This is a genomic window from Desulfuromonas sp. KJ2020, from assembly GCF_024197615.1.
Lineage (GTDB): Bacteria > Desulfobacterota > Desulfuromonadia > Desulfuromonadales > SZUA-540 > SZUA-540.
Genome location: NZ_JAKUKE010000003.1, coordinates 114,487 through 137,022, shown reverse-complemented (window position 1 = coordinate 137,022; position 22,536 = coordinate 114,487). Strand labels below are relative to the sequence as shown.

The 22,536-nt window shown below is 55.8% G+C and carries 21 protein-coding genes; 11 read left to right on the top strand and 10 right to left on the bottom strand.

All coding sequences use genetic code 11. The features are described 5' to 3' along the window. Positions 1-111: 111 nt before the first annotated feature. A complete protein-coding gene (locus MJO47_RS08975) occupies positions 112-876 on the top strand; it encodes a DNA-binding protein (protein ID WP_253960791.1) in 765 nt (254 codons plus the stop codon). A gap of 146 nt (positions 877-1,022) precedes the next feature. Here the strand turns inward: MJO47_RS08975 and MJO47_RS08970 are convergent, their stop codons facing one another. From MJO47_RS08970 to MJO47_RS08935, 8 genes are all read right to left on the bottom strand, one after another. Beyond that, the gene (locus MJO47_RS08970; RefSeq protein ID WP_253960790.1) at positions 1,023-1,868 is read right to left on the bottom strand and encodes a DUF169 domain-containing protein; all 846 of its coding nucleotides are present in this window, start codon (positions 1,866-1,868) and stop codon (positions 1,023-1,025) included. A gap of 63 nt (positions 1,869-1,931) precedes the next feature. Beyond that, on the bottom strand, positions 1,932-4,124 hold the full coding sequence (locus MJO47_RS08965) for a molybdopterin-dependent oxidoreductase (RefSeq protein WP_253960789.1): 2,193 nt from the start codon (positions 4,122-4,124) through the stop codon (positions 1,932-1,934). Positions 4,125-4,187: 63 nt separating this feature from the next. Continuing rightward, positions 4,188-4,679, bottom strand: a complete 492-nt coding sequence (locus MJO47_RS08960; RefSeq protein WP_253960788.1) for a MarR family winged helix-turn-helix transcriptional regulator — start codon at positions 4,677-4,679, stop codon at positions 4,188-4,190. A gap of 120 nt (positions 4,680-4,799) precedes the next feature. Further along, positions 4,800-5,654 carry an aldo/keto reductase gene (locus tag MJO47_RS08955; protein ID WP_253960787.1) on the bottom strand — a complete coding sequence of 285 codons (855 nt, stop codon included), beginning with the start codon at positions 5,652-5,654 and terminating at the stop codon, positions 4,800-4,802. Positions 5,655-5,710: 56 nt separating this feature from the next. Further along, positions 5,711-6,130 (bottom strand): cupin domain-containing protein, encoded by a 420-nt coding sequence (locus tag MJO47_RS08950; RefSeq protein ID WP_371926659.1) that lies wholly within the window; start codon positions 6,128-6,130, stop codon positions 5,711-5,713. Positions 6,131-6,145: 15 nt separating this feature from the next. Beyond that, positions 6,146-7,189, bottom strand: a complete 1,044-nt coding sequence (locus MJO47_RS08945) for an alpha/beta hydrolase (protein ID WP_253960785.1) — start codon at positions 7,187-7,189, stop codon at positions 6,146-6,148. 21 nt (positions 7,190-7,210) lie between these two features. After that, a complete protein-coding gene (locus MJO47_RS08940) occupies positions 7,211-8,362 on the bottom strand; it encodes an iron-containing alcohol dehydrogenase (RefSeq protein WP_253960784.1) in 1,152 nt (383 codons plus the stop codon). Positions 8,363-8,587: 225 nt separating this feature from the next. Beyond that, positions 8,588-9,532 carry an AraC family transcriptional regulator gene (locus MJO47_RS08935; RefSeq protein WP_253960783.1) on the bottom strand — a complete coding sequence of 315 codons (945 nt, stop codon included), beginning with the start codon at positions 9,530-9,532 and terminating at the stop codon, positions 8,588-8,590. A gap of 310 nt (positions 9,533-9,842) precedes the next feature. On the opposite strand from MJO47_RS08935, the gene MJO47_RS08930 reads away from it, so the two are divergent. Genes MJO47_RS08930 through MJO47_RS08920 form a run of 3 tightly spaced genes read left to right on the top strand, consistent with a single transcriptional unit; the run spans position 9,843 to position 11,527 of the window. Beyond that, complete coding sequence (locus tag MJO47_RS08930; RefSeq protein ID WP_371926691.1) at positions 9,843-10,328, top strand: cupin domain-containing protein; 486 nt, start codon at positions 9,843-9,845, stop codon at positions 10,326-10,328. Between the two features lie 10 nt (positions 10,329-10,338). Beyond that, positions 10,339-11,076: a carboxymuconolactone decarboxylase family protein gene (locus MJO47_RS08925; RefSeq protein ID WP_253960781.1), complete on the top strand. Its 738-nt coding sequence runs from the start codon at positions 10,339-10,341 to the stop codon at positions 11,074-11,076. Positions 11,077-11,101: 25 nt separating this feature from the next. Continuing rightward, positions 11,102-11,527 (top strand): cyclophilin-like fold protein, encoded by a 426-nt coding sequence (locus MJO47_RS08920; protein WP_253960780.1) that lies wholly within the window; start codon positions 11,102-11,104, stop codon positions 11,525-11,527. A 249-nt stretch (positions 11,528-11,776) separates the two neighbouring features. On the opposite strand, the gene uvrC is transcribed toward MJO47_RS08920, so the two are convergent. After that, on the bottom strand, positions 11,777-13,618 hold the full coding sequence (gene uvrC / locus MJO47_RS08915) for an excinuclease ABC subunit UvrC (protein ID WP_253960779.1): 1,842 nt from the start codon (positions 13,616-13,618) through the stop codon (positions 11,777-11,779). 66 nt (positions 13,619-13,684) lie between these two features. Continuing rightward, the gene (locus MJO47_RS08910; RefSeq protein ID WP_253960778.1) at positions 13,685-14,194 is read right to left on the bottom strand and encodes a ferritin family protein; all 510 of its coding nucleotides are present in this window, start codon (positions 14,192-14,194) and stop codon (positions 13,685-13,687) included. A 212-nt stretch (positions 14,195-14,406) separates the two neighbouring features. On the opposite strand from MJO47_RS08910, the gene MJO47_RS08905 reads away from it, so the two are divergent. From MJO47_RS08905 to MJO47_RS08875, 7 genes are all read left to right on the top strand, one after another. Beyond that, entirely contained in the window at positions 14,407-14,949 is a 543-nt protein-coding gene (locus MJO47_RS08905) for a cyclic nucleotide-binding domain-containing protein (protein ID WP_253960777.1), read from the top strand. Beyond that, positions 14,946-16,070 (top strand): AI-2E family transporter, encoded by a 1,125-nt coding sequence (locus MJO47_RS08900; protein ID WP_253960776.1) that lies wholly within the window; start codon positions 14,946-14,948, stop codon positions 16,068-16,070. Before MJO47_RS08905 ends, MJO47_RS08900 begins: the two co-directional genes overlap by 4 nt. Before the next feature lie 118 nt (positions 16,071-16,188). Then, on the top strand, positions 16,189-18,168 hold the full coding sequence (locus MJO47_RS08895; protein WP_253960775.1) for a cache domain-containing protein: 1,980 nt from the start codon (positions 16,189-16,191) through the stop codon (positions 18,166-18,168). Further along, positions 18,158-19,543, top strand: a complete 1,386-nt coding sequence (locus MJO47_RS08890) for a sigma-54 dependent transcriptional regulator (RefSeq protein ID WP_253960774.1) — start codon at positions 18,158-18,160, stop codon at positions 19,541-19,543. The genes MJO47_RS08895 and MJO47_RS08890 overlap by 11 nt, the downstream gene beginning before the upstream one ends. Positions 19,544-19,994: 451 nt before the next feature. Next, complete coding sequence (locus MJO47_RS08885) at positions 19,995-20,573, top strand: acetate uptake transporter (RefSeq protein WP_253960773.1); 579 nt, start codon at positions 19,995-19,997, stop codon at positions 20,571-20,573. A 227-nt stretch (positions 20,574-20,800) separates the two neighbouring features. Further along, positions 20,801-21,181, top strand: a complete 381-nt coding sequence (locus MJO47_RS08880; RefSeq protein WP_253960772.1) for a hypothetical protein — start codon at positions 20,801-20,803, stop codon at positions 21,179-21,181. A 185-nt stretch (positions 21,182-21,366) separates the two neighbouring features. Then, the gene (locus MJO47_RS08875; RefSeq protein WP_253960771.1) at positions 21,367-22,533 is read left to right on the top strand and encodes an ATP-binding protein; all 1,167 of its coding nucleotides are present in this window, start codon (positions 21,367-21,369) and stop codon (positions 22,531-22,533) included. The last annotated feature ends 3 nt before the right edge of the window (positions 22,534-22,536 follow it).

Sequence of the window (22,536 nt, the reverse complement as noted above, 5' to 3'; positions counted from 1 at the left end):
CTGCCGGCTTGTGTATGGACAAACACTTATGGTAGATTCTCGCGAGTGTATTCATTAACAACTTGGAACTGCGGACGGTGGAACCGCCCGACCAACCCCTGGAGGATCTCCGTGAAAAAGACTCGTATTCTGCTGTTGTCCATTGCTGTAATGGCCCTGTTGGCCGCCGGCTGCAAGAACCAGAACAGCGAAACTCCCGCTGCCAGCCAACAACCCGCCGCGGCCCCGCAGGCCGAAGCCCAGCAGGCTGCCGGCAAGTCCGGTACCGTCGTTGAAACCATGAACGCCGCCGGCTACACCTATGTTCAGGTCGACACCGGCAGCGAAAAGATCTGGGCGGCCGCCCCCGAGTTTGCCGTCAAGGTCGGTGATGCCGTGGTCGTGCCCGAAGGCATGCCGATGGAAAACTATCACAGCAAAACCTTGAACCGCGACTTTGACCTCGTCTACTTCGTCGACGGCGTCCTGGTTGGCGGGGCCACTCAGGCCAGTGCCCAGGGAGGCATGCCGGCCGGCCACCCCGACGTTCGCTCGCAGGCGTCTGCCGCCGACATCGACCTCAGCGGCATCACCAAGGCCGAAGGTGGTCAGACGGTGGCCGAAGTCTATGCAGCCAAGGCCGATCTGGCCGGCAAAACCGTCAACGTCCGCGGCAAAGTGGTCAAATTCAGCCCCCAGATCATGGGTAAGAACTGGATCCACCTGCAGGATGGCTCCGGTGCCGAAGGGACCAATGACCTGACCATCACCACGGCGGAGAACGCAGCCGTGGGCGATACCGTCCTGATCAGCGGAGCCCTGGCGGTGGACAAGGATTTCGGCTATGGCTATCAATATGCCGTGATCGTTGAGGACGCCAAGGTTACCGTGGAGTAACCGCCTACATCAGCCAAGCACTAAAAAACGCCCCGGCCTTTATTGTCAGGGATTTACTTATCCTGTTGTTTTTAGAGTCTTGGCTTTAGGAAAAAATAATAAAAGGCCGATCTCGCTATTGAGATCGGCCTTTTTGTTTTTGTTGTCTAGAGTTTTTCTCCCCATATCTTCGAGCTGCGATTGATCTTCTTGCGCACCGTTGTCCATTCTCCGTCAACACTGAATATCGATTCCGGCAAAGTCTTCAGCATTTTTTGATACAGAGACCAGGTGACGGTGAACGTTAGCTCGTCGGTCTTCATGTACTTTCGTGCTGACGGGTCGAAGCCGCCAAGGACCGCTTTTTCCATCCCCTTCTCCTGGTAGTACAGAGGCCAGGCAATCACGTTGGTACATCCCGCCCCGAATGGTGAGGCTACGCAGTCAACCTCACCGGTGGTGAACGTCGTATGGGTGAAGAGGCCGCTCAACACTTCGGGGCGGGCAAAGAAGATGACAAATTCTGGTTTTTCGTTACCCGAAAAGAGAGACAACGGCTTGAACAGGCAGTATTTGCCCGGAGCCTTTCGGGGGTTGACCGTATCCAGAAATTTTCGCATGGCTTCGGGAGAAGGCAGGTAGCGCTCACCGTGAATCGGGGTCCCCTCGAACCCTGTGGTCACGTAGTGCTCGATGAACCTGAGGTTCGGTTTCATCATGGAGCAGTAAAAAGAACCGCCGGGGCACCCGTACTCTTCCGTGGAGATGTAGGCGGTACCGCGCTTTTTCCGTGCCAGCCAGATGTTGCCAATGACACAGGAGAAATTCTGAAAGACCGCCTGCATGTCTATCTTTCCCTGCTCTTCCAACTCGCGCGTGATGGTTGGGCCAGCTTTGGGGCCAAAGGCGTTTTCTGGTTTGGTGTCGGCGTAATAGACGCCGATGGGTTCTTCGTCCAAACCGAGATATCCCAGAAACGTTTTGGTGTCTTCGAGGATTGATTGTTCAATCATGTGTTTGCTCCTTAAATGGCGTCTTGAGTGTGTATTGGAGGAACTCTGACCGTTAGAAAAACGTCACTTGGATCGCTCCTCCTTCTCTACCCGACACAGCAGTGCCGAGTGTGGCCAGCTACCAATCTCCGGACTACAAAATTCCGGATCGTCCGGGCAAAGCATGTTTGCATTTGATTCGAACACGCCGAAGAGTTCCGGAAGTTTCGGATCGCGCTCCGGGAACCACCAGGAATGCTGGATATCGACCATGGTCGGGTCCATGGCGTCCGACAGTTTGACGCGCTGACGAATCGAGGCGAGCGGGGTTGAGATGACCGCCCAGTCGCCTTCGGCAAGACCAAACTTTTCGGCTGTCGCTGGATGAAGAGAGACCAGCGGATCTGGCATTTTTTTGCGCGCTGCCTCGATCTGCCGATGCTCGGAGTGATACATCGGCATATAGCGGCTGCCGGTAATCAGGATCAGCGGATACTCCGCTGTCAATGTCGGATCGGCTTTGGGGCTCCAGACCGGTTCACGATACTGCGGCAGCGCGTCCTTTCCCAGCTCTTCGAAAATCGAGGATTTCAGTTCGACCTTACCGGACGGGGTGCCGAAGCCGAACTTCTCATAGCGCCGATACTCCCGCGCACCAAAAATCCCGGGCTGATTCAATAACTGTTTAAAGTTCAGGCCGAGTGGCTCCAAGCAGTGGTCATAAACTTCCTCCACAGTTTCCCAGGGCCAGTGCTGTTCTTGCCCGAGACGTATGGCTAACCCACGGTAAAAGTCATAACTATTACGCCGCTCATAAAGTGGCTCCATCGCTTGTGGACAGGCGACACAGAAACCACCGGTGAGCCAGAGTTCGGGTGTCTCAACTGTTGACGCAGCCGGGAAAACATAATCCGCCATAGCCGCCGATGGTGTCATGAAGTAATCGACGACCACGTAGAGTTCAAGCGCTTTCAAGGCCTCGAACACGCGTTTGGTATTTGGCAGGGCAAGAAGAGGATTGTTGGCAAGGGTAATTGCCGCAGTCACCGGATAAGGTTTGCCGGTGATAATGGCGTTCATTACCTCGCGAGCATGGGCCAAATTGGAATGCCATGCCTCGGGGGGAGCGACGTAGCCTTCGGGCAGCTTCTTGTTGGCGGCCGAGGTTCTTTCCCAGCCCGGAAAACCGAAGATGGGATATTGCTCCGCTCCGAGCTGCTTTGCCCTTTGACTGGCGGGCAGAGTATCGTTGAGTTCAAGGTATTCCCAGTCATGGATTTTACCAATGTCACCGGCCATGCTGAAGTTTTCACCGCCAGAGACTTCCAGATTGCCGGTAATCGCCCTCAGAATTGCCCGTCCGCGTGCGCACTGTGTGGCATTGATACCCTGCTTGTCGAGACCATAGCCGAAGGGAATGACGGCCGGTCCGGTGGTGGCGTACATGCGTGCGGCCTGAACGATCAACTCCGCTGGCACCGAGGTGATTTCAGCGACCTTCTCCGGGGTGTAGGCTTCTACCGCAACTTTGAGTTCGTCAAAGCCGACCGTCCAGTTGGCAACGAATTCACGGTCGTACAGCTTCTCGGCGATGATCAGTCGAATCCAGCCGAGCATCAGCGCCAGATCGGTACCCGGTCGAACCTGTAACCAGAGGTCAGCTTGTTCCGCCTCTTTGATCCGGCGCGGGTCGATGACGATTAGCTTGGCACCGTTCTTTCGCGCCTTGGCGAGGTGAGCCGAAAGGTACAGCGGGCTGGAATTCGAGGCATTGTTGCCCCACAGAACCACGCATCGCGCACCCATTACTTCGCTCCCCATAATCATACCTCCGTAGGTGGCGTATTCGGTGGCGTAGCTTGGGCACATACAGATGGTATTGACGCCGCAGGTGTTGGGGGAGCCGAACAGGTTGAAAAAGCGGCGGCAGTCCCAGTGGTAGGTGCGCTTGGTGCCGTGGGTAAAGGCCAGGGTCTCGGCACCATGCTTCTCTTTCAAGCTGGCTAATTTCTCAGCCACCTCGTCCAGTGCCTGATCCCAGCTTATGCGCTGCCAGTGCCCCTCTCCCTTCTTGCCGACTCTTTTCAAGGGGTAGTTCAAACGCTGGGGATGATAGAGATGTTCGACCATAAGCCGACCGCGCTCGCAGATGGCGCCACGCGAGATGGGGTGATCGGGATCGCCAGTGACTTTAACGACCTTGTTATTCTCTATGTGCAGCAGGGTGCCGCAGCGTGGGTGGCAAAGACCACAATAGCTTTTGCGAATTTCTTTCATCTGCTCCTCCTGCCTTACGGCATTATGAGAGATCGGCATAGCCTGAGAGAAATAGGGGGCTGTTTATTCCCTATTCGGAGTTCCCTTAAGATTCATGATGATACGAGACAGAAGTGACCTTGCGACCAACCTCTCACTCTCAGTCATACCGAGCTGGGCTTCTTTATGGATGGCTCTGGCAATCGTCGCGCAATGCTCGGCCGTATCCAGGGCCTTTGGAGTCGGCTCTACCAGTCTTTGCCTGCTGTCGTTCGGATCTTTGCTCCGCACGATCCAGCCACGTTTTTCCAACCCATCCGTCAGGCGACTCACGCTCGACTTCTCCAGATTGAGTTTCTCCCCCAGTTGACCTTGCGACATGGCCCCGTCATTCAGAAGTATAATGATGGCACCCCATTGTTCGGAGGTCATCTCGATACCCGCAGCCTTGAGCCTCGTGGCGAGCATGTTGCTCAACAGCCGGCTCGCTATGCCGGTCAGGTAGCCCAGCGATTGATTGTGGTCGTAGGAAAACGTCATAGTTTGGTTGTATATGCAACTAACTGTTTTTGTCAAGAACTCATTTTTTCACGGATATGGGGACGATCTATCGAGAGGAAGGCGGGTAAACAAAAAGCCACCCTTTTAAAAAATAAAAGGGTGGCTTTGAAGGAACTGGCGTATTACACGCTGGCTTTACTGATAGACCGGGAACTTGCTGGCATCGCCATAATCCTTGATCTTTTCCATGCTCTTCAGAACCGTCATATCCTCCGACGAGATCTCGAAATCGACGGCCGCATTGTTTTTCATGTGCTCGGGGTTTGCGGTCTTGGGTATGGGCAGAAGATCGAGCTGCAAGGTGTAACGAATGCACAGCTGCGGCACGGAAGCACCATACTTTTTAGCCATCTGAACCAGTTGACTGTTCTTGAACAATTCTCCATGCCCTATCGGTGAATAGGCCTCGACGAGCAGCCCTTTATCCTGAGAATACTTGATTAAATCCACGGGGGTATTGGTCACGTGGGCGAGGATCTGGTTGACCACCGGGGCCACGGAACAGGATTTCAGAATATTGTCGATGTCCTGTTGCTGAAAGTTGGACAAGCCGATGGCGCGGATCTTCCCTGCCTTTTGGGCTTCTTCAAGAGCCCGCCATGCGTCCTGGTTGCCTTTGAAAAAACGGTCGCTCTGTCCAAATTTATCCCAGGGTTGCGGGCTGTGAATAATCATCAGGTCCACATAATCGAGCCCCATGCGCTGCAAAGAGCCATCGATCGCAGTGACCGAATCCTGATAGGATTTATGCCGTGCAGAAAGCTTGGTGGTCAGGAAGATTTCGTGGCGACTAACGCCGCAGGTTTTGATTCCCGCAGCAACCTCTCCTTCATTGAAATAATCCTGAGCGGTATCAATGTGTCGATAGCCTATTTTTACGGAATCCTTCACGGCCTTTTCAGCATCCGCCTTGTCGATAAGCCAGGTTCCAAGGCCCAGTTTGGGGATTTCAACGCCGTTGGCGAGGGTATAGGTTTCCTGTAATACCATGATGTTGTCTCCTTTTTTGCTCTTACGCGTGTCCGTACGTGTTTCTCAATTCCTCTTTATTTCAGCTTGCCGTAAGCGTCTTGATCCACGGGCTCGAGCCACTCGTTCGACTTGTTATCTCCGGGTATTTCAACGGAAATGTGCACAAACCAGCTGTCTTTGGCTGCCCCGTGCCAGTGCTTGACTCCGGCGGGGATATGGACGACGTCTCCGGCTTGCAGCGCCTGTGCGTCCTTGCCTTCCTCCTGATACCAGCCGCGTCCGCCGGTCACCAAGAGGATCTGGCCCCCACCCTTATCCGCTTTGTGGATATGCCAGTTATTGATGCAGCCAGGTTCAAAGGTGACGTTGCCCATGACGACCCCTTCGAGACTCAGCATATTGAGGTAGCTGGTGCCGGTGAAATATTTGCCGTAAGGGTTCAGTTCTCCCCGGTCAAAAATCACGCTATTTTTTAAATCTTCACTCATGTTCATCTCCCCTTTCTGTATTTATCTCAGGGCTTCGGTAAAAAAGGACGTCAACGTGTCGAACGGGATCATGTCGATTTTATCATACAGGTCGATATGTCTTGCCCCGGGGACGATATAGAGTTGCTTGGGCTCAGCGGCCCTTTCAAACGCATCTTCGGTATAGTAGCGGGAGTGCGCTTTTTCGCCCATGATGAAGAGGATGGGGCGTGGCGAGATGGACTGGATGTGGTCCATCAACGGGAAATTCATAAAGGACAGGGCGCTCGTCCTGGTGAAGGCGGCGATGGAATTGGGGTGGTGCCCGCGCTTCATTGCGTAATACTCGAAGAACTCGCTGGTGATCGGATCGAGTCCCTCCGGGATCGTATCGGCCTGTTCACTGGGAAAGGCCGGGGTCAATTCCGGGGTACCGTTATCCACGTCTTTCCAGCGCTGTTCGGCCAGCTGGTCAAGGGTCTGATGGCGTTGCTCGTCGGTCATCGCATCCTTCCAACCGTAGCGCATCAGGCGGCACATGTCGTACATGCTTGCCGTCGCAACCGCTTTGATGCGGTGGTCAACCTGGGCTGCCGTAATGGCGAAGGCCCCGCTGCCACAAAGACCGATCGCGCCGATTCGGTTTCTATCGACAAAGGGGAGCGTACCCAGGTAGTCAACGCCCGCACTGAAGTCCTCGACGAAAATATCGGGGGACGAAACCCGGCGAGGTTGACCGCCGCTCTCGCCGTTGTAGGACTCGTCGAAGGCGATCGTCACAAAGCCGCGCTCGGCCAGGGTCTGGGCATAAATACCGGCGCCCTGTTCCTTGACCCCTCCATAAGGGGTGCCCACGACAATGGCGGGATGCTTTTGGGATGGATCCAACCCCTTCGGCAGGTACCTGTCGGCGGATACGGTGATCCCAAAGCGGTTTTTGTAGGACACCTTTTCGTGGTTCACCTTGTCGCTCTTCGGGAACGTTTTATCCCACTCCGGACTTTTGGCGGCAAAGGCCACGCCGGGGATGGCCAGGGCCAGGCACAGCAAGGATATCGTGAGGGTCTCTGCAAAATGTGCGTTCATGTCAGAAATCCTTTCCGTTCGTTATTTCACAGCCAGCTTGAGAATGTCAGCAATCCTCTGCTGGGGGTAAAGCGGATCCATGCCCCAGAGCTTGGCGTTGCCGAACGCATTCTCGGCTATCGGGTCAACGTCGTCTGCAGAAAGTCCGGCCTGTGCAAAGGTGACCGGGGCCCCGATGGCGCTGAACCATTCGGTCAGTTTGGCAATGCCGCCATCGGCGCCAGCCACGCCGAAAACCTTGTTTGCAAAGCGCTCAAAGCGCGCTGGATTATCGTTCTTGATCGCCTGCATCCAGGCGGGGAGCACGACGGAGAGGCCTGCACCGTGGGGGATGCCGTGAAGGGCGCCCATGGCGTGCTCGATCATGTGGGTGTCGAACGTGTTGCCCGAAACGCCGACAAAGGTGTTGCCATTAAGCGCCATCGTCGAGGCCCAGGCAAATTCTCCACGCGCATCATAATCGCCAGGGTTGTCCATCAGCACATCGGTGGTGCGGAGCACGGTTTCCAGGATGTTTTCGATCAGAGTAGCTGTAAATTCCGGAAACACCTTGGCGGTAAAATAGAGGTCGAGGCAGTGGGCAAAAATGTCGACGGCGGAGTACGCCAGATAGTCGGGCGTAACGGTGGCCATCAGCTCCGGGTTGATGACAGAGACCTTCGGGTAGAGTGAAGGACCCCCGAGACTGTATTTCTGCCGGGTCTCCTCGTTGGTCACCACGCCATAGGGATTCATTTCGCTGCCGGTGGCCGCCAGAGTCATGACGGTAAAAACGGGAATGGCGCCTTCAACGACGGCCTTGCCGATGAAAAAGTCCCAGACGTCGCCGTCATACGTGGCGCCAGCCGCAATGGCCTTGGCGGAATCGGCCACCGAGCCGCCACCGACGGCCACGATGCCTTGCAGGTTGTGCTCCTTGACGACCTTGACGGCGTCGCGCACCAGGCGGATAACCGGGTTGCTGACAACACCGCCCAGCGCTTGGTAGCGGACGCCTTGTTCTTCGAGGGATGCGGTAACGCGCCCGAAGAGACCCTCCTTTTTGATCCTCTCCGATCCATACAACACCAGCACGCTGCCGACGCTGAACGCCTTGATATATGACCCGATGTTGGCTTCTTTGCCTTTGCCAAATTCGATTCTTGTAGGATTGTAGAAAGTAAAATCCTGCATTTCCTGTCTCCTTGTGAAGGGTTTGAATTGTCGCCTTTTGTTGGGTATATCGTAGGTTCTCAAAAGGGATTTTTAAATACACAGAACAACAGGAAGATTGCACGATCCTACAGGGATAGGATTTAGTGCACATTTCGCCGGGAGTTGATCGGTGGAAAAGAAAGGCCGGTTCATTCGTGAACGGGCCTTTAACGGTGGGTTTGCAGATGGAGGGATTGTGGGGCGCTAGTTGGGTTGTCCGGCTTCTGCATGCCGCAATTTCGCGACATCGCGTAAGGGGGGCGCGCCAAACAGGCGACTGTATTCACGGCTGAACTGCGATGAGCTTTCATAGCCAACCTGGAACGCCGCCCTGGTCGCATCCAGATCCTCGGCCAGCATGAGGCGCCTGGCTTCCTGAAGGCGGAGGTGTTTCTGGTATTGGAGAGGGCTGAACGAGGTCATGGATCGAAAGTGGCTATGGAAACTTGAGGGACTCATGTTCGCCATGGCGGCAAGTTCCTCGATCTTCAGTTGCTGTGAATAGTTGCTCTTGAGCCAGTCGAGGGCGCGTGCCACCTGATGGGTGCGACTCCCTGCCGAGGCGATTTGGCGCAATTTGTCTCCCTGCTCGCTGACGAGGAGGCGATACAGGATTTCCCTGTGCAGCAAAGGGGCAAGGATGGGGATGTCCGCCGGGGTGTCGAGGAGAGCGACGAGCTTTTGAACCGCGCTGAGAAGCGGCAGGGTGACTTCGCCGGTTGCCATCCCGCGATCGACCCCCTTGGAGCGGGGGGAGGGCAAATGGCTGTCAATCATGAGCTGCGACAGTTCTCGCATGTCAAATTTCAGGACAAGGCCCAGGTAGGGTTCGTCAGGGCAGGCTGTCGTGACCTGATAGGTGGAGGGTAGGTGTATCGAGGAGAGCAGGTAGTTGTGGGCATCATAATCAAACGACTCATCTTCGAGATGTATCCGTTTGGCCCCTTGCGCGATCATGCAGATGCTCGGCTCGGTCAGGCCAATCCTCGGCTCGGTTGGTGCCTCGTGGCGAAGGAGGATAAGCCCGGGTATTCCGCCTTGGTACTCACCACAATTTGCGGTCCATCGAGCAATGCTTGAGGCCAGTGCCTTTTGCACGGCATCCCATTTTATGATGTCATCGGTGCTGATATTTGCTTCCATTTCCATACCTTTTCTCCGTGTGTGTACTCTGTTTAGCCTACCACCGAATTCCAGCCCACAGAAGCAAATATTCCCAAATTGCAGGAATAGGCAAAAAGACGACAGGAATGGTCTATTGCGGGCGTGCCATGATGGGTAACATAGAAGTAGGGACAGGAAGGAGAAAACGGTGTCCGGAAAACTGTCACGCCGACATTTCGTAAGAGCGGGCATCACAACCCTGGGAGGTGTGGTCGTCTGTCATTACCGCATTCTCTCCGGTGCCGGAGAGGCTATGGCTGTCGGCTCACCATCGGCCCTCACAAAGGAGATCGAAATGAAACAGTCATCACGTTATTTAGCCTTTTGCCTGATTCTTTCCGCCGTGGGACTTTCCAGCCCCGCGCTTGCCGCTGACCCGTCTCAGGAGATTTTTGCGGCCGGGTCACAAAAGTCTTTCAAGGGCCCGGAAAACCTCTTCACGGGGGATGTTCAGGTTGACATGCTGTTTCCCGCCAACGAAACGGCCCACTATTCGGGGGCTTATGTCACCTTTCAGCCTGGAGCCAGAACCGCCTGGCACCTTCATCCTGCAGGTCAGCACATGGTCGTGACTTCCGGTGTCGGTCTGACGGGAACGCGGGACGGGAAAATCGTGACCATCAAGGCCGGGGACGCCGTCTGGTGCCCGCCCGACATCGACCACTGGCACGGGGCCACACCCGATTCCCCCATGACACATCTCGTCCTGACCGGTGACCTCGATGGCAAGAATGTCATCTGGAAAGAAAAGGTCAGTGATGCCCAGTATCTGGGGAAGTAAGGAGAACACTATGAAAACAGCCATCATTGCCCTTTTGATTGTTTCGCTGCCCATAACGGGTCTGGCATTTGGCGCGGAAGGAGACGTTATGGAAAAACATCGTGCGTTGGATCAAAAACAGGAAAGTATCATGACCATCGCCGCATTTACCGCCAACGGCGATCTCGCCAAGCTGAAAGCCTCGTTGAACGAAGGCCTGGATGCAGGCCTGAGCGTCAACGAGATCAAAGAGATCCTGGTGCAAATGTATGCGTACGCCGGTTTTCCCCGCAGCCTAAATGGGCTTGGCACCTTCATGGCGGTCATGGATGAACGGCAGGCCAAAGGTATTAAAGATGTCATGGGAAAGGAGGCGAGCCCGCTCCCAGCAGACCTGAACCGGGATGAGTATGGCGCAAAAGTGCGCGCTCAACTGGGCGGGTTGGACAAGATTCCCCCTCCGGCTAAGTGGCAGGAGTTCTCGCCGGTTATCGATAGCTTCCTGAAAGAGCATCTGTTTGCGGATATCTTTGTCCGGGACGTGCTGACGTTTCAGCAAAGAGAGCTGGCGACCATCGCCGCCCTGTCCAGCATGCCCGGATTGGATGGCCCACTCAGTTTTCACCTCGGGGCAGCCATGAATACCGGCATGACCGAAGCGCAGATGGAAGATTTCATCGCGGTGATTCAGTCCAGAGTTGGTGCGAGGGAAGCAGAAAATGCCAACCAGGTCTTGGAAAAGGTCCTGGCTGCCCGAGCTGCAAAATAAACGCGTGAGAAGCAGGAGGTGGCCGATGAAGAAAAGGGTATTTACGTTCCCGCTCCTATGGATCGCCTTGACCACCTCGGCATTCAGTGAGGAGACCGTCTCAATGAAAATAAAAATAACCGCAGGAAAGACAGTTCTGACCGCGACGATGATGGACAATGCAACCAGTCGCGACTTTATGTCGATGCTGCCGCTAACCCTGACGCTTAAAGATTATGCCGGCACGGAAAAAATCAGTGATCTGCCCAGAAAATTGTCCACGCAAGGGGCGCCCTCGGGCAGTGATCCTTCTGCGGGAGACATCGCCCTGTACGCCCCCTGGGGGAACCTGGCCATCTTTTATAAGGATTTCGGTTATGCCAGTGGTCTAATCATTCTAGGTAAAATCGATTCAGGAGTAGATAAACTTTGTCAACTCAATGGAGAAGTGACTTTTCGACAAATTGAATAGAGACAAATGCTTAACATAATGAAAAGGCAAGTTTGTCTCAGCTGACCACTCTCTTCAATGCCAACTTTCCTGTAATGGATTTATCCAATACATAATATCAACATTATGACTTAGCAATAAGGGGTATTTACGGCCCTAACCTCTACCATGTCTAGACATGGGGATATCCGCAAAAAAGCAGACCAAATAAACCCTTTGCATTAGATTATTGTCGGGGCGTTTTTTTGTGCAGGCAGAGCAGTATGTGCCTCAGGAAGGGGTTTTCGACCGATGCAAAAAGGCGTGCACCTCCTCGGCCACCTGGCGTGGCAGACCAGGGACCTCCTGCAGCTGCTCGAGTGAGGCGTCGCGGATTTTTTTCAGACTGCCGAAGTGTTTCAATAGCAGCTGGCGTCTGGCTTTGCCGACCCCAGGCACCTCATCCAGCGTGGAGCGAAGCGTGGCTTTTTTGCGCACCTTGCGATGGTGTGTGATGGCGAAGCGGTGGGCCTCGTCCCGCAACCGTTCCAGCATGAAGAGCGCAGCGCCTCCCTGACGCAGCAGGACGGGGTTTTTCCTCCCCGGCCGAAAAAATCGTTCCTCGCTGCGCTCCACCGCCTTGCCTCGTACGTTGCTGATTACCCGGCTCTTGGCAATGCCGGCGATATCGATGCGCTCCTGCAGCCCCAGCTCATCGAGAACCGCCGAGAGCACGGCCAGCTGCCCTTTGCCGCCGTCAATCAGAATAAAATCCGGCAGTTCTCCTTCCTTTAGACCCCGACTGAGACGACGGCGCACCACTTCGCGCAGAGAGGCGTAGTCATCCGCGCCCTCGACGGTGCGGATGCGGAAGTGACGGTAGGCCTCACTGGCCGGTTCGCCATCGATAGCAACGACCATGCTCCCCACGCTGAAACTTCCCTGCACATTGGAAATATCGAAGCATTCCATCCGCTGCGGCAACCGGCTCAGCTGCAGCCGGTCGCGAATCTCTTCCAGCACCCGCTCCCGCGCCTCACGCCGGCTGCCCCGCTCCCGAAAAGCCTCCAGGGCGTTGCGGCCCGCCATCTCCACCAGGGCGCGCCGGTCCCCGCGCTGCGGTGCCGCCAAAGCCACTTTTTTGCCCTTGCGATCGCCCAGCCACTCGGAGAGGGTATCGCTGTCCGCCGGCAGAAAGGGCAACAGAACCGCATCGGGAATGAGAATATCCCGCCCGTAGAATTCCTGCAGAAAGGAGGAGAGGAGCTCATCGTCATCCATCCGCCACTCCAGATTGTAGCTGCGGCGGTCAATGAGTTTACCCTGGCGGATGAAGAGGACGGCCAGCTCGACTTCCCCCCCTTCGCGGTGCAGGCCGAAAATATCCTGGTCGCCGCCGCCGGCATCCCACACTTTCTGACGCTCCACGGTCTCCTCGATGGCCCGGACCTGGTCCCGCAGCCGCGCGGCCTCCTCAAAGCGCAGGGCGGCCGAGGCGTCCCGCATGCGCTGGCGAATCATGTCGATCACCTCGGTTTCCCTCCCTGACAGCAGGGAAACCACACCACGCACCAGATGGTTGTACTCTTCGGCACTGATATGACCATGACAGGGCGCGCTGCACTGGCCGATCTGGTAGAACAGACAGGGGCGTCGGCGCCGGCGGCAGATTTCCATGGGATAGTGGCGCAGGGGGAAGATGCGATAGATCTCCTTCAGGGTCTCGCGCACAGCCGAGGAGGAGGAGAAGGGTCCAAAATAGAGGGCGCCGTCACGTTTGACCTGGCGCACCACCTGCAGAAAGGGGAATTCCTCCCGCAGGTCCAATCGCAGGGAAACATAGGTTTTGTCGTCCCGCAGGTTGATGTTGTAACGGGGGCGGTGTTTCTTGATCAGGGTGTTTTCGAGAATCAGGGCCTCTTTTTCCGTATCCGTCACAATGGTCTCGATGCTATCGACCTTGTTCATCAGAAAGCGGATGTGGGCGCGGCCGTCGCCCTCCCGGGAGAAATAACTGCGCAAACGGGCGCGCAGGTTCTTGGCCTTGCCCACATAGAGGACCGCTCCGCCCGCCTCCTTCATGAGGTAGACGCCGGACGCGGTGGGATATTTTTTCAGGTCGACGTCCTGCATGACCAACTCTCTGTCGATAAAAAAAGCCAGGGAAACCCTGGCTGGTCTGTGCGTGAGGGCTGTCTGCTATCCGGCCAGCCCGAGATGGTCGTTTTCAATTTCGATAAAGGCCTTGAGAACCTCGCGAACCCCTTCCTCGCTGGCATCCTCCAGAAACTTGGAGTAGATCTTGGATAGACGCGTCTGGCGCTTGCCGGCCTCGATCCTATTTTCTTTGTGGGAGGGGGAACAGGACCCCGTATCGCGCAACTCTTCGGGTGCGGGCAAACCAAGGATGCGGCAGACGATTTCGGCGTGACGGGCTTCCTGGGCCGCCATGGCGGCAAAAAGAGCGGCGCCCTCTTCATCGTCGGCCACCTTCGAAGCCCCCCGGTAGAATTGGCTGTTGTCCACCTGCTGGGCCAGGGCCTTCTGAAGAGACTCGCGGCTCTTGTCTGACAGTTCGGCAATAGCATTTGGCTCATAAGCCTCAGCCGGCACAATGTATTCCTGACGGGCCCCACAAAAGGGGCAGTGCATGGGCCTGACCGATTCGAGGCACGGCTCGGTGCATATCCTGCAGCGAAAAACATCCATGGGAAACCTCCTTCGAGCAGGGCGAAGAATATCAGGGGGCCGAGGGGCTGTCAACACAGGGGTCCAGGCCAAAGAATCCCCTTAAGACCAGCATCTGGATTAGCCGTCGTTTTTATTGGTTTTTACCGGGACAACTGCTATACTGACACGCTGTTTTAGCCGTAACGGAACCGGGAGGTTCAAGTAACCAAATCCTGTTTAGGGAGCATATCGTGAATCCGCTGTGGGGCAATATTTTTCGTAAAAAATCCGAGGAAGAGTCCCTGGCCTACCTGCTGGGCACCATCCCCCTCTTTACCGATCTCAACGGGCGGGAGATTCGTCTGCTCGAATCCCTCGTCCACATCCGCCACTACGATGCCGGCGAGACGATTTTCAAAGAAGGCGATCCAGGCAGCGGTCTCTACATCATACGTTCCGGTCGCGTTCGCATTTTTCACCTGTCCCCGTCAGGGCAGGAGGAGGAAGTAACCATCCTCGGCCCCGGCGATTTTTTCGGCGAAACAACCCTCACCGCTCCGGCCAGCAGAACCGCTTCGGCCCGGGCGTTGGAAAATGCCGAACTGGTGGGGCTTTTTCGCGCCGACCTGATGGAGGTGATCCCCAAGCATCTCGGCCTGGCCAACAAAATCCTCATGGGACTGACCCGCTGCATCAGTGAGAGACTTCACAGTGCCAGCTATGAAATCCGTCGCCTCAAAGCCCAGCTCGAATCAGCCGCGACGGAGCGTGAATCGGCAGGGTTGCCCGAATGACTGACTCGAGAAAACTGACCCGCCCGCAAATCGTTCTTCTCTATCTGGTACTGACGGCCGGCATCGCCAGCGGTCTGGCCATCTTCTCCTCGGCCACCAATGTCTTCGGCCTGCTGAGAACGGCGACGGCCGGCCTGATCCTTCCCCTGCTGCTGGCCATGATCACCGCCTTTCTGCTTGACCCCCTGGTCAAATACCTCGAGAGGGATCACATCAGTCGGACGTTCAGCATTTTTATCGTCTACCTGCTCATTTCCTCGGCCCTTTACCTGGCCGCCCGCTGGCTGGTCCCCCAATGGGTGGATATGTGGAACTCCCTGCGAACGGACATTCCACGTTATGCCGGCAACCTCGTCGCCTTTGTGAAAGAGGTGCAGTTGAGCCTGCAGGCCCGCCTGCCCATGATCCAGGGCTACGAATTTACCAGCAAAGCCCGCGACCTGATCGAAGGGGTCGTCGGCTACCTGCTGGTGCAGACCCCCAAATCGGCTCTTCGCTTGGGCAGTCTGCTGATCCTGGTGCCGCTCTTTTCCTTTTTTTTCCTGCGCGATGGCCGCAAGATTCTGCGATCCACGATTTCTCTGGCCCCCAACCGCCAGTTTGAAATGCTGCACGACCTCTCCTTTCACATCAGCCAGCAGATGGCGCACTTCATCCGCGGGCGCATTCTCGAAGCCTTTATCGTCGGCGTCGTGGTAGCCGTAGGGCTGTCCTTCACCGACATCCGCTATGCGCCTCTGCTGGGGCTCTTTGCCGGGGTTACCAACCTGGTGCCCTATATCGGCCCCATCGTCGGCATGATACCCGGCCTGCTCATCGCCTTGACCGACCTTGGCATGGGTGGTCAGTTCTGGTGGATCGTCATGGTTTATGTCCTGATCGCGCAGGTGATCGTCGACAATTTCATCCTCATCCCCATTCTCATTTCCCGCGTTTCCAACCTTCACCCCCTCTGGGTCCTGCTGGCCATCATCATGGGCGGCAAACTCTATGGGGTTCTGGGTATGATCATCGGGGTGCCCATCGCCAGCATCATCAAAATCGCTATTCTGGAGACGCGTCATTATCGCCGGACGTTCCAGTTACCCGAGCAGATCGCCGAACCCGATCGCCATCACTGACGCCCCCTGACCACCGCCGGAGTCCTTCGGGACAGCCCGGCGCCAGCCGCGGCGGCTTGACTTTGGAATATCGTATACACCATACTGCCCCCATTCTCCCTTAAACAACGTGGTTTCGATGAGCAAGTACCTTTTCGGTTTTGTCAAAAACCTCAGGCTTCGCCCGAAAATGCTGGTGATCGTGCTGCCGGTGGTCCTCATCCCGATTTTTATCGTGGGGGCGCTCATCGGTGTGACCGCGACCAAGCAGGCCTATCGCGGCATCACCCAGACGAGTATGGATGACCTCGACCATATGGCGGGCTTTACACTCGACCTGCTCAACTCCCACTACCAGCAGTTCCAGGTCTACAAGCAGGATAAACGCAAGTCCTTCACCGAAGACATGGGTGTGCTCGCCAACTTTGCCTACAACCTCGTTGAAGCCCAGCATCAGCAGTATCGGAGTGGCAGTCTCACTTTGGAGCAGGCCAAGGCGGAAGCCAAGACGGCCTTGAAAAAAACGGCCGTGGGAGAAACGGGCTATATCTACGCCATTACCACGGCGGGAGAGCTCAAGGTTCATGTGGCCCGGGAAGGGGAAAACATCATCGATGAAAAGGACGAATGCGGCCGCTATTTCATTCGCGAGATGACGGAAAACGCCCTCCGCTCAAAAACGGACGAAGTTCAGTTCATCACCTACCCCTGGCGCAACGAAATCCTTGGCGACACGGCTCCCCGTCGCAAAATCGCCGCCTACCGTTATTTTCGGGAGTGGGACTGGATCATCGCCGTCAGCAGCTATCTCGACGAAACCTACGAAGATCTGGCGTTTGAAACCCGCTCCCTCGAAGAGCTTAAAGACAAACTCAAAAGCAAGAAGGTCGGCAAAACCGGCTATATCTTCTGCATGGACAGTGAAGGTGAATTCACCGTACACCCCGAGGCGGAGGGGCAGAACCATTACGATGCCGTTGATTCGGAAGGGAATCATTTTCTGCAGGAGATGATCGAAAAGAAAAACGGCTGGATCCGCTATCCCTGGCTGAACCCGGGAGAGGCCAGCCCGCGCATGAAAATTGTGCGTTACGTCTACTTTGCTCCCTGGGACTGGATTGTCGGCGTTGGCTCCTACGAAGACGAGTTCTATCAGGAGGCCAATCTCATCAAATGGCGCATCGTTACCGCCATGCTGCTGCTGCCTCTTTTCGTGGGCATAGCGGCGGTCATCCTGATTTTTCTAGCCTCCAAAATCCTGACGGAGCCCATCAACCACATGATCGAGGTCATCCGTCAGGTCAAGCAGGGCCGACTCGATGTGCAGATGCAGGTGGAGACCCGGGACGAACTGGGAGAACTGGCCACCACCTTCAACCGCATGACCGGTATCATCAAACGTAATCAGGAAATGGAGGCCGCCTTGGCCCAGCAGGGCAAAATGGCCTCCCTGGGAATCCTCTCTTCCGGCGTCGCTCACGAAATCAACAACCCTTTGGGCGTCATTCTGGGTTATGCCAGCTACATGGAAGGCAAGATCCCACCGGAAGATCCCAATTACAAATACATCCACGAGATCAAACGGGAGAGCAAGCGCTGTAAAAAGATCGTCCAGGATCTGCTGAGCTACGCCCGAACGCCCAAACCGACCCTGGAAGAGACGGACATCAACGACCTGCTCACCCAGATCACCGATTTTGCCGCCAATCACACGGACATGCACCATGTTTCCGTCGTCCGCGATTTTGCCAGGGATCTACCCCGCATACCTGTCGACGGCGATCAGATGCGGCAGGTAGCCATCAATCTCATCCTCAATGCTGGCCCGGCCATGGCCGAAGGCGGACAGTTGGTCGTCGGCACCCGGATGGGGGATGACGGCTATCTTCACCTCTCCTTCCGTGACAATGGCTGCGGCATCCCCCCCGAAAATGTGGAGAAGATCTTTGAACCGTTCTTTACCACAAAGGCACGCGGCACAGGCCTTGGCCTCGCCATCACCAAGCAGATCATCGAGCAGCACCATGGCAAGATCACCCTTGAAAGCACGGTTGGCGAAGGAACCACCGTCACTGTCCTGCTGCCCGTGACCCAAGAGGAAAACTCCTATGGCTTCTAAACGCATCATGCTCATTGACAACGAAGAGGGCCTCTGTCGGATGATGGAGGCGATCCTGACTGACAACGGCTACGCGGCCAAAGCCTATACGCGCTCTTTTGAAGCGGTAGAAGAATTCAAGGGCTCCGATTGGGACCTGGTCATCAGCGACGTCAAAATGCCGGGCATGGATGGCCTTGAAGTGCTACAGCGCATCAAGGAAAAATGCCCCGGCATGCCCGTCATTATGATTACGGCCTTCGCCACCGTGGAGATGTCTATCCAGGCGCTGCGGCGGGGGGCCTACGATATCCTGACCAAACCTTTTGAGCCCGAGGAACTCCTCTACCGAGTCAAAAACGCCCTCAAGCAGACCGAACTTCTCGAAGAAAACCAGGAACTGCGCCAGGAACTGGTGGGCAAGTTCCGCTTCGACAACATCATCGGCGCCACCACCGGCCTGCGCCCTCTCATGGAGACGGTGGCAAAGATCGCCATCCGCGATACCTCCGTGCTCATCACCGGCGAGTCGGGTACCGGCAAGGAATTGATCGCCCAGGCCATTCACTACAACAGCCCGCGCCGCGATAAACGTTTTCTCGCCATCAACTGTGGCGCCTTGCCCGAGTCCCTGCTCGAAAGCGAACTCTTCGGCTACAAAAAAGGCGCCTTCACAGGGGCGACGGAGAACAGACAGGGGCTGCTGGAAGCGGCGGATGGCGGCACCCTCTTCCTCGACGAAGTCGGCAACCTGCCGATGAACGTACAGAAAACCCTGCTGCGGTTTCTGCAGGAGCAGGAATTTCATCGCATCGGCGATACCCGCCCCACCAAAGTGAACGTTCGCATCCTGTCGGCCACCAACGCCGACCTGCTTGCCGACGTCGAAAAGGGCACCTTTCGCGAAGATCTCTACTACCGTCTCAACGTGGTGAATCTCAGGCTCCCTCCCCTGCGGGAGCGCCGCGGGGACATCCCTCTGCTCGTGACCCACTTCATCAAGCAGCAGAACGAGAAATTCGGCACCCAGATCAAGGGGCTCTCCAGTGAAGCACTCCAGGCGGCCTGCCAGTTTTCCTGGCCTGGCAATATTCGCCAGCTGCGCAACGTACTGGAAGCCTCTATGGCGATAGAAACCGCAGAAGTCATCCAGCTTGACACCCTGGCTCAGTTCATCGACACGGGAAAAGAAACAACCGCGGAGCCAGACCTTTCCTCGGACAACGAAAACGACTATTCATCGGCACTGGCCGATTTCGAGACCCGCTACCTCAAAAGTCTGCTGCAGAAAACAGGCGGCAACGTCGAAGCCGCCGCCCGCGAAGCCGGTATGAACATGGCCACTATCTATCGAAAACTCAAAAAGTACGAAATCAGTCGAGAGGATTTCTCCTGATCGCCCCTTGCAGTGATGCAAGGGGCTGTCTCAGACCCTTTGCACATCTGCAAAAATTTTTTTCATCTTTTATTCTCTTCTCAACATACTGAAATCACACAACACATCCCTCTATCAGACAAGATTCTCCCACAAAAGGCCGCCGTGGCCCTGTGACCTCCCCTACTTTTTTGCACATTCGCAAAAAACAAGCATCCTTACGGCCCAAGCCCAGACCCTCGCAACATCCTGTTTTTTTTATATTTTTTATTTTATTAGTTTGTAAATAAGCGTTGGTACGCCCTTTGCTCTAGTAAAAGATCAGTTGCTTCCGACGGTGCGTGGTGAGGCTTCGAACCGTTGAGGGACGGGTCGAAACTCCCCCGCACCCGCTTTTCACCCTTCGGACGACAGGCCACCGCCTCTGCGGCCGTCATCCTGTTGACCTGAAACCCCGGAGAAAGTTTCTGCCATGATGAACAAATCCACGGTTTCAATCCTTCCCCTATCCTCCGTCACTGTCAGCTCCGCCCCTCTGGGCCTTTTGGGTCTGGGACTCACGGCCCTGCTCTTTGGTTTGCATCTTACGGGGCTTTTCACTGTAAACAGCCAAATTCTGGCGACCTGCATGTTTTACGGCGGCGCCGGACAGATTCTTGTCGGCATCATGGAGTGGCGGCGGCAGCACACCTTCTGCGCTGTGACCTGCACAGCCTTTGGCCTATTCTGGATATCCCTGATTGCCCTGATCATTCTGCCCGAAGGCCATTCAGGGGCTGCGCCTAAAACTGCCGAACTCGTCTCCTATCTCGCCATGTGGGGGCTTTTCTCTTTTGTATTCCTGATCAACGCCCAGGTTCCAGGCCCACTCAAGTTGGTCTTTGCCGGCATGGCCGGCATGATTCTGACTCTGGCGGCGGCAATTTCCCTGGCCAGTCCGGCTCTGCAGATTCTCGCCGGTTCTTTTGGCCTGCTGGTCGCCACCATGGCCCTGTATGCCGCCATGACACCCCCCTTGCGCCAGTTCTTCGCCAGCACCTCAAAGAGCTGAATTTTTACGGCCGTCGATATAGCCCGCTCAACGGCCTCATCTTCATAAGGCTGTATTTTTGGCCCACATTCAGCATTCCCTTGACAACCCGCCCTGCTGACGGTTAATTTAAAATATCGTTTTAAAGTTCTCGCCAGGGCTTAATCCACCCTGACCGCACCCTGATTCTCAGCACGTCCGCCCGAATGATTTCGCCACTTGAGACGGACGCTACCCGAGGAGACCTTGTGAACGCCCGACTGAGCCAACATCTTACCCTGCTCGGCCTGTGCTCCATGATCTTTTACGGTGTCATGCTCGGCACCGGCAAGCTCTCCATTGAGGTCATGCCTCACTTTGTCATTTCCGCGGTTATTTTCCTCACCTCCGGCCGCCTCATGCGCAAAGCAGCACGCAGCCAGGAGGAACTGGACAAAGAGGAAGAAAAACGCAAAAAACAGGCGGAAGTGGACTGGGAATGGTTTACGGCCATGTTCAACTGGACCATGGCTCTCATCGTCATGGGCACTCTCACCATCTTCCTGATGAAACCTTTAGGGGTCTCCTTTGTCCAAGCTCTCAAAGATGTCACGCCCCACGCCCATTACGTCGACACCACTGTCCCCTGATTCAGCCTAAAGAACGACGGCCCCCTCCCTTGTGAAAGTTCTCACCCTCAGGAATTTCCTGAGTTCCTCCACCTGGTATTTTGTGCTAAGGTTTCACCGATCCATGTCAAAAACCGGGACTAAACCCTTAAAGCATTGACTTTTAAAGGCTTTCAAAACACCCCTCCATCCCCAGAGAGCTGTTTATGCCCTCAGACCGAGAACCCGGCAACACCCCAAATCAGCAGATGGCCCAGATGCGGGCAGAGATTGAGCTGCTTCGGCAAGAGTTGCGTGAAAGTCAGGCGGCCTATTCCAGACTGGCAGCCCAGGAGGCCCGCTACCGCTCCCTGATGGAGCTGGCGGCCGATGCTATCTTTTTGGGAGACACTCAGGGCAACATTACGGCGGCCAACGCCAGCGCCTTGACACTGACCGGATACGAGAAGGACGAAATCATCGGCAGGAATATCTCCTGCCTCTTTTCTGACGAAGAACGAAGGGCTAACCCCCTGCGTTATGACCTGCTCAAAGCCGGCAAGGTACTGCTGACCGAGCGGAATCTGTCCAGAAAAGACGGCTCCACGGTCCCCGTTGCCATGAACAGCAAAATGATGCCTGACGAAACTTACCACACGGCCATCCGCGACATCAGCAAGGCGAAGCACCTTGAAGAGGAGACAAACACCGCGCACAGAGAGTTGGAACGATTTGTCTATACTATCTCCCACGATCTGCGCACGCCGCTGGCGGCCATCATCGGGTTTGCCGATTTTCTGCAGAACGAGCATGAAAAGCAATGGGATGAGCAGACGGAAGACATTCTCAGGGAGATTGAAAAAGCAGGCACCAAAATGCTGAAGCTCCTGGAGGACCTGCTCTGCCTGGCCACTGTGGGTCGCCTGGAACGACCGAAATCGCCGGTCTCCGCCGCAGAGGTGGTCAACTCCGTGCTGGCCGAACTGAAAAGCCGACCAGACCATGCCGGCACCCGGGTTTCGATCGGCGAGCTCCCTTCCTTGCATGTCCCCGAAACCTTTCTTACCCAGGTTTTCAGCAATCTGATCGGCAACGCCCTGCGCTACGCGAGTAAGACTACCGAAGGTATCAACATCGGGGGGGAAGCACAGGGCCACCGGGTCCGCTTTTTTGTGCGGGACCATGGCAGAGGGATTTCAGAAATAGAGCGTGAAAGAATTTTCGAGGTTTTCTTCCGGGGTGAAAATGCCCAGAAGACCGAAGGTTCTGGCCTGGGCCTCGCGATCGTACAGAAAGTAGCCCAGGCCTACGGCGGTAAAGCCTGGCTCGAAGATACGCCCGGCGGCGGCTGCACCTTCTGGGTCGAAATGGAGGATGTCCCGCCCGCTGTCTGACCT

What these genes read in the sequence shown, in the direction of transcription:
- MJO47_RS08890 (WP_253960774.1), top strand. Translation starts at nt 18,158, where the DNA reads ATGGCTTCTAAACGCATCATGCTCATTGACAACGAAGAGGGCCTCTGT.
- MJO47_RS08910 (WP_253960778.1), bottom strand. Translation starts at nt 14,194, where the DNA reads ATGGATGTTTTTCGCTGCAGGATATGCACCGAGCCGTGCCTCGAATCG.
- MJO47_RS08930 (WP_371926691.1), top strand. Translation starts at nt 9,843, where the DNA reads ATGAAACAGTCATCACGTTATTTAGCCTTTTGCCTGATTCTTTCCGCC.
- MJO47_RS08955 (WP_253960787.1), bottom strand. Translation starts at nt 5,654, where the DNA reads ATGGTATTACAGGAAACCTATACCCTCGCCAACGGCGTTGAAATCCCC.
- MJO47_RS08940 (WP_253960784.1), bottom strand. Translation starts at nt 8,362, where the DNA reads ATGCAGGATTTTACTTTCTACAATCCTACAAGAATCGAATTTGGCAAA.
- MJO47_RS08945 (WP_253960785.1), bottom strand. Translation starts at nt 7,189, where the DNA reads ATGAACGCACATTTTGCAGAGACCCTCACGATATCCTTGCTGTGCCTG.
- MJO47_RS08895 (WP_253960775.1), top strand. Translation starts at nt 16,189, where the DNA reads ATGAGCAAGTACCTTTTCGGTTTTGTCAAAAACCTCAGGCTTCGCCCG.
- MJO47_RS08965 (WP_253960789.1), bottom strand. Translation starts at nt 4,124, where the DNA reads ATGAAAGAAATTCGCAAAAGCTATTGTGGTCTTTGCCACCCACGCTGC.
- MJO47_RS08875 (WP_253960771.1), top strand. Translation starts at nt 21,367, where the DNA reads ATGCCCTCAGACCGAGAACCCGGCAACACCCCAAATCAGCAGATGGCC.
- MJO47_RS08950 (WP_371926659.1), bottom strand. Translation starts at nt 6,130, where the DNA reads ATGAACATGAGTGAAGATTTAAAAAATAGCGTGATTTTTGACCGGGGA.
- MJO47_RS08920 (WP_253960780.1), top strand. Translation starts at nt 11,102, where the DNA reads ATGAAGAAAAGGGTATTTACGTTCCCGCTCCTATGGATCGCCTTGACC.
- MJO47_RS08900 (WP_253960776.1), top strand. Translation starts at nt 14,946, where the DNA reads ATGACTGACTCGAGAAAACTGACCCGCCCGCAAATCGTTCTTCTCTAT.
- uvrC (WP_253960779.1), bottom strand. Translation starts at nt 13,618, where the DNA reads ATGCAGGACGTCGACCTGAAAAAATATCCCACCGCGTCCGGCGTCTAC.
- MJO47_RS08935 (WP_253960783.1), bottom strand. Translation starts at nt 9,532, where the DNA reads ATGGAAATGGAAGCAAATATCAGCACCGATGACATCATAAAATGGGAT.
- MJO47_RS08925 (WP_253960781.1), top strand. Translation starts at nt 10,339, where the DNA reads ATGAAAACAGCCATCATTGCCCTTTTGATTGTTTCGCTGCCCATAACG.
- MJO47_RS08970 (WP_253960790.1), bottom strand. Translation starts at nt 1,868, where the DNA reads ATGATTGAACAATCAATCCTCGAAGACACCAAAACGTTTCTGGGATAT.
- MJO47_RS08885 (WP_253960773.1), top strand. Translation starts at nt 19,995, where the DNA reads ATGATGAACAAATCCACGGTTTCAATCCTTCCCCTATCCTCCGTCACT.